This is a genomic window from Aquidulcibacter sp. (assembly GCF_049239865.1).
Lineage (GTDB): Bacteria > Pseudomonadota > Alphaproteobacteria > Caulobacterales > Aquidulcibacteraceae > Aquidulcibacter.
Map to the genome: position 1 here is coordinate 25,734 of NZ_JBMLTR010000165.1, position 12,757 is coordinate 38,490.

Here is a 12,757-nt window from a genome sequence, read left to right on the forward strand (position 1 = left end):
CAGATGCCAATGGCATTAGCGAGGCCAAATTGCCGTAGTGCGAAGGGGCCGGACATTGCCAACTGATATTGAAATCGCTCAAGCCGCGACACCAAAGCCATTGGTCGAAGTGGCAGCTAAGATTGGCATTCCAGCCGACGCCTTGATCCCCTATGGTCGCACCAAGGCCAAGCTAGACACCGCCCGTTTGGCCGTGAGCCAGCGATCACAGCAAGCAGCACTTATTCTCGTTACCGCCATGAGCCCGACCCCGGCTGGCGAAGGCAAAACCACTACCACAATCGGTCTGGGCGATGGGCTGGCACGGCTCGGCAAGTCAGTGGCCATTTGTCTCCGCGAACCCTCACTCGGCCCCTGCTTTGGGCAAAAGGGCGGCGCGACAGGGGGCGGCCACGCCCAAGTTATCCCGATGGATGAAATCAACTTGCATTTCACCGGCGACTTCCACGCCATTACGGCAGCTCACAATCTGTTGGCTGCCATGGTCGATAATCATCTCTATTGGGGCAATGCGCTGGGGATTGATCCGCGCAAAGTCGTATGGCGGCGCGTGATGGACATGAATGACCGCGCGCTTCGCTCTATCGTCACGTCGCTTGGCGGCAATGGTCAGCCGGTCGAGACGGGCTTTGACATCACCGTTGCTTCCGAAGTGATGGCGATCTTTTGCTTGGCAACGGATTTGGCGGACCTTCGAGCCCGCCTTGGCGCAATCATTGTCGCCTATCGGAAGGACCACAGCCCTGTCACCTGCGCGGATTTAAAGGCCGACGGTGCCATGACGGCTTTGTTGAAAGAGGCGTTTGAGCCCAATTTGGTACAGACTCTGGAGGGCAATCCAGCCCTGATCCATGGCGGACCGTTTGCCAACATCGCCCATGGCTGTAACAGTGTCGTCGCCACCAAGACTGCCATGGGGCTAGCCGACTTTGTTGTGACCGAAGCAGGCTTTGGGGCAGACCTTGGGGCTGAGAAATTCTTTGACATTAAATGCCGCAAAGCTGGCCTCAGCCCCAAAGCGGTCGTCGTGGTTACCACCATCCGTTCGTTGAAGATGAATGGTGGGGTGGCTAAGTCCGACCTCGGTCGAACCGATGTTGACGCTCTCATTCGCGGTTGCGCCAATCTCGGCCAGCATCTGGAAAATCTCGCCCGCTTTGGCGTGCCGACCTTGGTGGCGATCAATCATTTCGTGCAAGATTCAGCCGAGGAGATTGCCGCTGTCGAGGCGTTTGCGAATGGCCATGGTAGCCGCGCCATTCTCTGTCGTCACTGGGCCGACGGGGGTGCGGGCACGCAAGAACTAGCCCAAGCGGTGGTTGAACTGGTGGCGGCAGACAGTGCGCGCTTTCAGCCACTTTATGCTGACGCCTTGCCTTTGAGCGCCAAGATTGAGACCGTCGCCAAAGAAATCTATCGAGCCGCAGAAGTCGTGATCGACAAGGCCGCTTTGACAAAGTTGCGCCGCTGGCAAGAGGCAGGCTTTGGCCATCTTCCCGTTTGTATGGCCAAAACCCAATATAGCTTCTCGACTGACCCGACAGTCTTGGGCGCGGCGCAAGGCCATGTCGTCACCGTCCGCGATGTGCGGCTGTGCGCGGGGGCAGGCTTTGTCGTGGCCTTATGCGGCGACATCATGACGATGCCGGGCCTGCCCAAAACCCCCGCCGCCGAAGCCATCGGGGTGGACGCGGACCGTCACATCACTGGCCTATTTTGAAGGCGCGGCTCCAATCGAGAATGGGCCGATGGCATCCATGATTTTGGGACCGCTCGACGACTTGGCGCCGCCGAAAATATAGGCCCCGGCTGTGGGCTCTAGGGCACGATAGGCGGCATCATAGTCCCACGTCGTCAGATACAGCTTCGCGCCGGTTAAGTCCGCTTGGTCGCCAAAGCTTGAGCTTGGAAAGATGAGCGTAATCCGCTTGGCTTCCTTATCGACCGAAATGCTGGGGGCAGGGCCTGTCTTTGTGCCTTCTTGGGTGGCACTGGCTCCAACATGGCTGAACAGCGCATTGGTCCAACCATGGGCGCGGAAGCGGTAATGCCAATGCATGCCATCGGGCAGATCACCGCGCTGGTTCGGCATGACGCGCGCGCCTGTATCCGACTGCCCCGGCAATTGGATGAAGCCAGTCAGGCTTAAATGGTCAAAGCCATTTTGTGGACTCCAAACTTGGCTGATCGCACCAACATGAATCTCCAGCTTCAACGCACCGCCAGCGGTTGAGGCCCGTACCCCGCGCAAGTCCATGGTTGGCTCGGCAAAGCTGGGATCAGTTGGGTAGCTATAGCTTGAACCCGGTGGCCCTGTATCGTCACCAGCAGGATCGGAGATTTCATTACGAAGGTTCCAAGCGGGGCGAACGCTGAACGTGCCCGCATTTGAGGCTTGACCCGTCTTTGCAGCATAGGCCGTCACCCGGTGGGTGATGGTCTCATCAACAAAGGCTGCGGTGGAGATTTTCGCGGTCCAGCGCCCTGAGGCGTCAGCTTGGACAGATTGTGCATCGCCCAAATTGCCGTCGAGCACGAGCTTAATGGTCTCCCCGGGGCTTGCTTGCCCCGGCACCATCAAAATCGGCTCCGTGATCGGGCCTTGTGGCAATGGGTCTAAGCTCAAGCTGTTCGAGGTCGCCTTCAGGCTAAGCGGTGGTGCCTTAGAGACACGCCAAACGGTCCCAGCATGCGCGCCAAGTTCGGTTGTCAGCCGTTGATTTTGTCCAACCACCAAGAGTGGCTTTTTGCCGTCCATGGCAAAAAGCGGCTGAAGCACGGTACCTGCGCCTTGGCCAATGTCGAGATTATCCAAAAGCACGGGATGGTCTGCCGTATTCATGGCCACCAATAAGGTCTCGCCGCCATCCTGCATCAGATAGACCAGCGCCCCAGCGCCAGCAGCTTCCCCCGCCAAAACTTTGGGTGTGCCACGCGACAAGACGCGGTTCTCGCGCCGCAATTTGGTGAGGCTGGCAATATAGCGATAAAGCGGGCTCGTCGTGTCGAAATGATCGCGCCCGCCAGACCCCCACCCTTCAGCAAACATGGCCGCGCGCTGCACGGTGAAGCCTTGCTCCGTGCCATAATAGATGACTGGGATACCGGGCAAAGTCATCAACATCAGCAAGTTTTGACGCAAGCCCGTTTCTGTCCCGCCACTCAAAAAGCGGTCGACATCGTGATTGTCGAGAAAGGTTGGCATTAGATGTGGCCGCTGGTGTAGCGCCATCATATTTTCAATCCGATAGGCCAACTCCGCGGGCGGTCTCCCACGTGCAAAGACGTCGGTCGCCGTGCCATAGAGCGGGAAATTGATCATGCCGGGCGAACGGGCCTCGCCCTGTGGGCCGACCATATAGCTATTGACCCGCCGCGCGACCTTGTCCTCAAAACGGCGATCCATGCCAAAGCCTTCACCGAAGACATGGAAGTTTTCGCGACCTGTCCGCCGGGCTATCTCTGCAATCCCCGGCGCTTTCGGGTCCTTGCTATACATGAAGTCGGTCATAAGCTCGGGCGGGACGTAAAAGATCGTATCCACGCGGAAGCCATCGACCCCAGCTTCTTTGATCCAATGCGCATAGGAATCGCGCAAGGCCCGCTTCACGACTGGGTTTTCGGTGTTTAGGTCATCCAAGCCGCTCAATTGGTAATTGAGCTCTTGATCGCGCTCGGAAAGGTTTTTGATGTCCGGGGTCCAGTGGTAGATCCCGGCTTCACGGTCCGCCTTGCGGCGGGGGTCATTGAGAGAGAACGGATATTGCGTGGGTGCCGCCATTGGCACGGAGTTCGGGTAAGGGACATAGCCCTTGGTCGGATCCTTTGGGTCAGACTCCGATCCATAATTGAAGAAATTGCCCGTATGATTGAGGACAATATCCTGAATCAAATACATCCCCTTTCCGTGCAGCGCACGCGACAGGCTTTGATAGTCTTTCAGCGACCCTAAATGCCGATCAATCGCCTTGAGATTGCTGGCCCAATAGCCATGATAGCCACCATAGCCCGTTGCGGGGTCCAGCCATTGGTTCTCGACAGGTGGCGTCACCCAGACCGAAGTTGCGCCAAGGCCCTGAATATAGTCCAAGCGCTTTTCCACGCCTTTAAGGTCACCGCCTGAAAAACGTCCCCTTTGTGCGGGGTCAAACTCACCCTTGCCTTGGTTGTTATTGCTGGGGTCCCCCTCCTCAAAGCGGTCGGTCATGACGAAATAAATCACCTGATCGCGCCAATCTGGCGAGGGCACGTGCAAGGGGCCGGTCGTCTGTGCACTCGCGCCGCTACCTGCCACGCATGCCCAAGTCAAAGCAGCAAGGCTCAAGCCTTTGAGGGGCGAACGAGGGGTCATGCAGATGTCCTTATGGGCTGAGGTAAGCTGCGCGTCTGGCCGGCTTGTCGGTAAGCGCGCGGGGTTAGTCCAAACCTTTGTTTGAACTGGAAAGCAAAATGGGCTGGGCTCGCAAATCCTGCGTCTTGGGCAATGATCCCAATAGGCTCTCGCCCTTGTACCAGCCGCCGGGCTGCCAATTGCAAGCGGTAAACCCGCATATAGACAGTCAAGCTCATGCCCATGATTTCCGCAAAGCGCCGCGAAAAATAATTGGCCGACATGTGACAGAGCGAGGCCATTTGCTCCAACGTCCACTCCTTGCCAGGCTGAGCGCGCAGCGCGTCGAGCGCTGGGCGCAGGCGGTCGACGGGAAGCGCCACTTGTTGGCCTTTGCCTTGTGCGGGGGCTGGTGCCACACGGGTTGCATGTGCGGCCCAGACGATGAGTTCCGCTGTGCGGGTCACGATGGCGGACTGCGGGCTTGACTGGGTGGTGTCCAACAAAAGGTTACAGAGTGTGTTGAGCTGTTTGGCTTGGCTCTCGGTTGGGACACCATAGAAAGGGCGCGCCAAATCCAGTTCCGGTAGCGCTTGGGCGAGCGCTTGAACCGTATCCGCATCCAATTGCACCAAGACCCAGGATTTCTCGCCCGGACTGAACATATAGTCATGGTGACACATGGGCGGCACATAGACCACGCAACCGGGGTGCAGTTCCGTCTCCTCGCCATCGAGCCAGAATGAGCCATTCCCAGACTCGAAAATCACCAATTCTGCGACGCTATGATAATGGGGAAAGCGGTCTAGGCTTGGCGCTTCGGCGCCATGATTAACCCTTTCGGCCCATACGGTCATGCCCGGGGCTAATTCGACGGGTTCACAGAGATGACGCAGCGGCATGGGACCACCATGGCTTGAATTGAAGCGTGGTGCAAGATTGGGCACCCTGACGAGGTTGTGAACCGACGGCTCGGCCGCCCGCTTCTAGCCCATCAACTTTCGCGCCAAATGGTCGCCCACGCGCAGCGCATTGGCAACAATGGTCAAGGTCGGATTCACGGCTGCGGACGACACAAAAACGCTCGCATCCACGACATAGAGATTCTCTAAATCATGCGCCTTGCACCATTTGTCGACCACCGAAGTTGCAGGATCATCGCCCATGCGCAGGGTCCCACATTGATGGGCGGTACCGTAAAGCGGCAGTTCTTGGTCAATGGTGAAATTGGTCTCAAACAGCGAAGACCGCTCACGCGTGAAGCCGCTAAGGCCAGTCTCAAGTTTCTCGACTAACTTTTTGTGGGCCGTCAAATCACCTTCGGTATAGGAAAGTTTGATGCCGCCATTCTCGTTCAGCGTAACCCGATTGTGCGGCAATGGTAGGTCTTCTGACATGACAAGGAAGCTGACCATGCGTTCGGCCAGGGCGTCCATGAAGGAGTCGGGGAGCAGGTTAGGGCTGATGAAGTCCGCCAATTGGCCTTCCAACGTCTGACCGGACATATATTCCAACATCTGGATTTGCCCCATTGGGAAGGGGAATTCTTCTTCGGAGTCGCCATAATAGAAATCATTGACGCACAAGGTCTTCGGGAAGCTGGAATCGAAATGCGATAGCGCCACCGAGATCACAGCCGAAGTGGTGTGATACATGTAATTGCGGCCAACTTGGTCTGAGCTATTGGCGAGGCCATTGGGATGTTGGGGGCTAGTAGACTTTAAGAGCAGGGCTGCAGAATTGGCGGCACCCGCAGCCAAAGCGACGTAATCGGCCGAAAACGACACTTCCCCATCTGGCCCAGAGGCCACCACTTCGGTGACTTTTCTGCCGCTCGCGTCCGTCTTGAGTTCTAGAACCTTATAGCCCGCCAAAAGCGTGACGTTGGGGGCGGCCTCTAAAGGCTGTAGCGCGGCAGTGCGTGCATCCACTTTGGCGAGCAGCCGACACGGGAAGCCCCCGCACGTTTTGCAGCGTACACATTTGCCAGCACGCGGATTAGCATCATCACGGCGTATCCCCAAAGGCAGAGGCGAAGGTGTCCAGCCTAAGTCTTCAAAATGCTCTTTGAGCCGGATCATGCCGGGATCATGGGTTAAGGCAGGAAACGGGTAGGGCGGGTCATTTGGGTCATCTGTGGGGTCAATGCCGCGTTCGCCATGAACCTCCCACACACGCTCAGCCACCTCATACCAAGGGCGCATGTCTTCGTAATTGACTGGCCATGCTGGGCTAATACCGTCAAAATGCTCCAGTCGTTCAAAGTCCAAAGGTTTAAAGCGCATCAAGGCGGCGCCATAGAAACTCGTATTGCCGCCGACCCAGTAATGGGTATTGGGCGTAAAGGGCTTATCTTCCTTGTCTGTCCATTGCTCGTCCGTGCGATAAATTCGATCAACAAAGACCCGTCGAGGGTCCCAATTTTCACGGTCAACGGGCAGATGTTCGCCGCGTTCGAGGATCAGAATTGACTTCCCTGTGCCCGCCAAAGCTTGGGCAAAGCTTGCGCCCCCGGCGCCGGAACCGATGATCAGAATGTCATAATGGGGCATAGTCGTCTCGTTAGGCTGTAGGGTCGGGTAGGGCAAATTTCTTGGCTTGCGGGCGGATGAGAGCCGCCGTCCAACTATCTGGCAGAATTTTCATGAATGCAACCGCAAGTTTATTTGGCCAGCCCGGTACAACCACTTCTCTTCCCGCCTCATTGGCGGACATGGCAATCGCAACCACGTCTTCGGCTGTTTGCTTATAGAGATTGGACTTGGCGACTAATTGGTCTGTGCCATTCGCTTTTGCGAAATCGCTCTCGGTTTGGCCGGGGCAGATGGCAGTCACCAACACGCCTTTGTCGGCAACTTCAGCAGCGAGCGATTGGGTCATTTTCACCACAAAGCTCTTGGCTGCCGGGTAGAGCGTATGGCCAGCCGCGCCTGAGGAAAAGGCAACCATGCTGGCGACATTGATGATGCGTCCATAGCCGCGTTGCACCATGCCGGGCAGAAGGGCGTGGGTGAGGCTGACGACGGAGGTGACCAGAACTGCAACAAAATCGGTTTGCTGTTGGGCCTTGGTAGCCAAAAAAGTCTGGGGCAGGGAATAGCCGGCATTATTGATCAAAATATCGCAAGACCGTGCCTGCTCAGCCAAAGCAGTGACGATCCGGTCTGTGGCATCAGGCTTAGACAAGTCCGCCTGCACCGCGAAAGCCTCAATGCCATGCTGCTGAGCCAATTCTAGCGCCAAAGCTTCAAGCCGATCGAGGCGGCGTGCCACAAGGCAAAGGTCCACCCCTTGCTTGGCATAGGCACGGGCAAACGCTTCGCCAATACCGGACGAGGCCCCAGTAATGACGGCGAGTCGTCGCGTAGATGCAGGCTGTGTCATCGTAGATCGCCTCTCGTAATCTTGCGAACCCACCCTAAAACGAATTGCCAACCCATGCACAGGGATGTGGCTGTTTGTGATGTGTTTCGATTGTCTATCAAATTGCCGATGCTGAGCCTTCGAGCTCGGGCGGGCATTAGATGTCCTGCGGTGTCAACTTCAGCACTTAGTCCGAGAAAATACATCTTCTTTGGTTGGCAAGTCGGAAAAGGGGTGCGACAGTTGACAGTGCATGTGCTGAAACCTGACTGGAACTCTCAAGATCAGTGTTTCGCATACGGATCATTTTGGGGGGCCAAAACCAATGTCTTTGAAGTCTAACATGCTGTGTTGCACTATTCTGGCGACACTTTCCTTCGCCAACGTTGCACCAGCTTTTGCACAAACTGCACCTGCACCAACACCGCCAGAGGCCGCAAAAGAGGCCGAGGTTGTGGTGGTTGTCGGAACGCGGATCGAAGGCGCAAAGGCCGCTGGCGACTTACCAGTGTCGGTTTTGACAGCTGAGCGGATTGCCGCTGTCGGCAGTGTATCGGGCGACGATCTGTTCCGCTCGATCCCGCAAGCAGGCGACGTTCAGTTCCAAGAATCACGCACCACCGGCAATCTGAACGACGCGCGTGGCGACAATTCATCGATCAATTTACGCAGCGTCGGCACGGGCAACACATTGGTGCTGCTCAATGGCCGCCGCATGATCCTGACACCGGGCACGCAGACAGAAAACTTTGTGCCCGTGCAAACCGCCAATACCAACTCCTTGCCGGTGGGTGCAATCAGCCGCATCGAAGTGCTGCGCGATGGTGCCGCGGCAATCTATGGTGCAGATGCTGTTGCCGGTGTTGTCAATGTGGTGCTGGACAAGCGCTATAAGGGCGTGCGTGCCGATCTCCGTCATGCGTTTGCCGACGGGACCGAAGAATCCACCGCCTCGATCAAATCAGGCTTTGAGACCCCAGGCGGTGGCCGTTTGATGCTGTTTGGCAGCTATACGCACCGCACGCCCTTGATGGCGAGCGAACGTGAATTCTCGGCCAGCGAAGACCATCGCGCCGCCTTGTTCGGCACGCCTTGGGCTGGCGATACGTCGTTTGATAACCGCTCTACTTCCTCGCCTTGGGGGTCATTTACGGTCATTCCTGCGTCCACCATCGTGCGCCAAGGTACGACGGCGCTGACGGCATCGGGCGTGTTCCATGTCGAGCCTACCAATAATTTTGCGGCAGGTTGTTCTAGCACCGTGATCAATGGCAATCTGTGTCTGCGCAGTGGCACCATCACGGGCGCGAACTCCCGCGTGTTGCGCTATGATGAAAATCCAGATCGCAGCATTCGCGGTGGCTTAGACCGTGCCACCATGTTCGGTACCTTCAGCCAAGATATTGGCCCGATGGAGTTCTTCTCAGAGCTTGGCTATTATCATGCTGAACTGGAAGGCCAGCGTGAGCAATCGGCCCCAATTTCAAGTGCAGTGATCTCAATCCCTGCAACCAATTACTACAATCCCTTTGGGGCTACCACGATCAATGGTGTGGCCAATCCTAACCGTTTGGCCAACCTGACCGGTGTGCCAACAACCGGTTTGGCATTGCGCATCACAACCTATCGCCCTGTCGATACCGGTCCCCGGACCTTTGTGGTGACCGACGACATGGTGCGCGGTCTGGCAGGCTTGCGCGGGGATTGGCGCGATTTCAAATGGGAATCGGCTGTCACCTATTCTTGGGCGCGCACGAACGACGAGACCCGCAACGTCATCAGCAACACCCTGTTCCAACAGGCTTTGGCCAAGTCGACGCCAGACGCTTACAACCCGTTCAATGGCGGAACGCAGCCGACCTATTCGTTTGGCGATGCTACCCCCAGCAATGCCGATACGATCAAATCCTTCTTGGTCAATGCCAATCGGATCGGCACCACGTCCTTGGCCACGATCGACTTTAAGGCCTCTAAGGCAGAGCTGTTTAAGCTGCCAGCAGGCTCTGTTGGCTTTGCCGGCGGTGTCGAAATTCGCAAGGAAACCTATCAGGATAATCGCGACTCTCGCCTCGATGGGAAGATCACTTACACCGATGTGGTGAGTGGCATCACCTATGGCACCGACATTATGGGCGCGAGCCCGGCACCTGACGTCAAGGCGGATCGCACGGTTTCGGCTTTGTTTGGCGAACTTTCGGTTCCGGTTGTATCAGAAGAAATGGGCGTGCCGCTGGTTAAGTCGATCGACTTGCAATTAGCCGCCCGTGGCGAAAGCTATTCGGATTTCGGCGATGTGGTGAAGCCAAAGATTGCTGGCAGCTGGGTGATTGTCGATGCACTCAAACTCCGCAGCTCATGGTCGCAAAGCTATCGCGCGCCAAACCTCGCGCAATTCTATAGCGCCGGTACCCAAGTCGCCAACACACGGACCGACTTTGCCGCTTGCCGCCTGAACAACACGACTTGTACAGGGGTCAGCACGCTGGAAGTGCGCGCCGGCAACCAAAAGCTGAAGCCAGAAGATGCCGAAACCTTCTCCTACGGCCTCGTGTTCCAGCCGATCAAAGGCTTGACCTTCACCATCGATTCTTGGTCGTTGAAGTCCGATGGTGTCATCGGGATTCAGGGCGCTCAGAACCAGATCCTCTATGATCTGTTGTTGCGCCAAAGTGGGAAGTCCAATCCGAACGTCGTGCGCTTGGCCCCTGTCGGCACCCAAGTGGTTGGCGATCTATCGTTCGTACAGGACGATTACTTCAACCTCGGCCCCCGCACCTTGGAAGGGATCGACATTGGCTTGAGCTATGACCTCAAGACCCAGAAATATGGTAACTTCAGCTTGGATTTGGCCGGCTCGAAACTGACTGAATTCCAACAGTCCGCTTCACCTTTGCAACAAGAGCTGATCGACGCCAATGCGGCGGGCAAGTTCGGCACGGGTGTGACGATCACCCAAGCCGGAAGCCAAATTCAGGTCAATGGCAATCCAGAGTGGCGCGCTACGGCTAACCTCACCTGGCGCAAAGGCCCGATCAGTGTGGGTGCTTTGGTCAGCTATGTTGGTCCTGTCTTTGATACCGGCACCTTGCTGGTCGATGGGCAGAACTATCAGCTAGAATCCATGACCACGGTCAACACCTATGTCCAATACCGGAAGGACGGCTATCGGGCCCGCTTTGGCGCACGCAATGCGTTTGACCAAAAGCCACCGCTTAGCTCGTCTAACTATGGCTTCTTAGGTTCCTTGCATGACGCAATTGGTCGGATGTTCTATCTGGAATTGTCCAAGGACTTCTAAGGACTGGCAAAGCACTTCAGAGGCCTCTTTCAGGTGCACGGCTTGAAAGAGGCCTTTGTGTCTTGGTTGTTAGGGTTGAATTTTTAGCGGGAAAGAAGCGGCGATGAAGCAAACATCTCACCTGATGCGATTGGTTGTGGGGGTTGTTGTTTCGGCCTCGCTGGTGTTCTCACCCGTTCAAGCCCAGCGCAAACAGCTTCTTGAATATCCCAGCATACACTCACCCGTTGTCGGCCAATCCGGCATGGTCGTGACCCAGAATGCCACCGCTTCCAAAGTTGGGGCCGACATCATTGCGCAAGGGGGTAATGCGGTTGATGCTGCGGTCGCCATTGGTTTTGCGCTTGCAGTGACCTTGCCTCGCGCGGGCAATATTGGCGGCGACGGCTTTATGCTGATCCATGATCAGGCCACCGGTAAGCAAGACTTCATCGACTTCCGCTCTGTCGCGCCTAAGGCCGCGACCCTTGCGATGTTCATCGACAATGCGGGCAAGGAAAGCGCAATCGCCAGCCGGGGGTATTTGGCACCCTCCGTGCCCGGCACAGTCGCAGGTCTCTATCTAGCCCATCAAAAGCACGGCAAGCTGCCTTGGGCAGCGGTCGTGGCCCCGGCTATCGCTTTGGCGCGTGACGGTATCGTCATCACGCCAGACGAAGCCTTTGTGTTCGAATGGGCGAAAGAACGCCTCTCGACCAGCGAAGCGGCTAAGCGTGCTTTCTATAAGCCAGATGGCAGTCTTTATAAGGCCGGTGAGGTCTTGAAACAGCCAGACTTGGCTTGGACCCTGACCCAAATCTCCAAGCGCGGCGCGGATGGGTTTTACAAAGGGCCTGTGGCGCAGAAGTTTGCAGCCGATATGGCCCGCCACAATGGTTTGATCACCGATGCGGACCTCGCCGCCTATCGCCCCGTTGAGCGGGCACCCTTGCGTGGTACCTATCGCGGGATCGATATTGTGACTGCACCTCCTGCCAGTGCGGGTGGTGCTACCATGCTCAACATCCTCAATATTCTTGAGAATTTTGACCTAAAGGCTTCCGGCGCAGGCTCAGCCCGTTCATTGCATCTGATGTCGGAGGCAATGAAACGCGCCTATATCGACCGCACAGAAGTTCTGGGCGACACCGACTTCGTCAAGGTCCCTCTACAAGGCTTTATCTCGAAGGCCTACGGCCAAGAGCGGGCCAAGAACATTGATCCAAACCAAGCCTCAGAAGTTAAAAAGCTGACAGTGGGCGATCCACTTCGCTTTGAAAGCCCGTCTACCACGCATTATTCAGTGGCTGATCCGGACGGCAATGTCGTCAGCACCACTTATACATTGGGGGCGGACTTTGGCTCTGGCGTGATGATTGAGGGGACGGGTATCCTTCTCAACAATCAGATGAATAACTTCGATCACGAAGGGGCGTTTGAGGCGCAAAAGAACGGCACGCCGCCCCCCTTGAACGCGATGGCACCGGGCAAGCGCATGTTGTCGACTATGATGCCGACGATTGCCTATAAGGATGGCAAGCCCTGGTTGGTTGTAGGCACGCCCGGTGGCAGCACCATCATCACCACCGTCACCCAGCTCATCGTCAATGTGATCGACTTCAAGCTGAACATTGATGAGGCAACCCATCAGCCGCGCATCTATCAAGGCTGGACTGATACGCTTCGGGTGGAGCCCAACTTCAACCCAGACACGGTCGCACTTCTAGAACGCATGGGCCATAAAGTGACCTCAGACGAGACCATGGGCAGTGCGCAGTCCATCATGA

General features: G+C 56.6%; 7 protein-coding genes. 3 read left to right on the plus strand and 4 right to left on the minus strand.

Annotated elements, in window-relative coordinates; genetic code table 11:
• The first annotated feature begins 55 nt into the window (after positions 1-55).
• Positions 56-1,720, plus strand: coding sequence for a formate--tetrahydrofolate ligase (locus ACOVRA_RS11735; RefSeq protein WP_421720448.1), 1,665 nt, complete (start codon positions 56-58; stop codon positions 1,718-1,720).
• On the opposite strand, the gene ACOVRA_RS11740 is transcribed toward ACOVRA_RS11735, so the two are convergent.
• The 4 genes from ACOVRA_RS11740 to ACOVRA_RS11755 form a co-directional block, all read right to left on the minus strand.
• Positions 1,712-4,351 (minus strand): alpha-amylase family glycosyl hydrolase, encoded by a 2,640-nt coding sequence (locus tag ACOVRA_RS11740; protein ID WP_421720449.1) that lies wholly within the window; start codon positions 4,349-4,351, stop codon positions 1,712-1,714. The two genes, ACOVRA_RS11735 and ACOVRA_RS11740, sit on opposite strands and share 9 nt — an antisense overlap.
• A complete protein-coding gene (locus ACOVRA_RS11745) occupies positions 4,348-5,232 on the minus strand; it encodes an AraC family transcriptional regulator (protein ID WP_421720450.1) in 885 nt (294 codons plus the stop codon). The genes ACOVRA_RS11740 and ACOVRA_RS11745 overlap by 4 nt, the downstream gene beginning before the upstream one ends.
• A gap of 84 nt (positions 5,233-5,316) precedes the next feature.
• A complete protein-coding gene (locus tag ACOVRA_RS11750) occupies positions 5,317-6,882 on the minus strand; it encodes a GMC oxidoreductase (protein WP_421720451.1) in 1,566 nt (521 codons plus the stop codon).
• 10 nt (positions 6,883-6,892) lie between these two features.
• Positions 6,893-7,714 carry an SDR family NAD(P)-dependent oxidoreductase gene (locus ACOVRA_RS11755; protein WP_421720452.1) on the minus strand — a complete coding sequence of 274 codons (822 nt, stop codon included), beginning with the start codon at positions 7,712-7,714 and terminating at the stop codon, positions 6,893-6,895.
• A 304-nt stretch (positions 7,715-8,018) separates the two neighbouring features.
• Here ACOVRA_RS11755 and ACOVRA_RS11760 point away from each other — a divergent pair, with 304 nt between their 5' ends.
• Both ACOVRA_RS11760 and ggt read left to right on the plus strand, forming a co-directional pair.
• The gene (locus ACOVRA_RS11760; protein ID WP_421720453.1) at positions 8,019-10,991 is read left to right on the plus strand and encodes a TonB-dependent receptor domain-containing protein; all 2,973 of its coding nucleotides are present in this window, start codon (positions 8,019-8,021) and stop codon (positions 10,989-10,991) included.
• Between the two features lie 103 nt (positions 10,992-11,094).
• Positions 11,095-12,757: gamma-glutamyltransferase (gene ggt, locus ACOVRA_RS11765; RefSeq protein ID WP_421720454.1), on the plus strand; the 1,663-nt coding region annotated here is incomplete at its 3' end.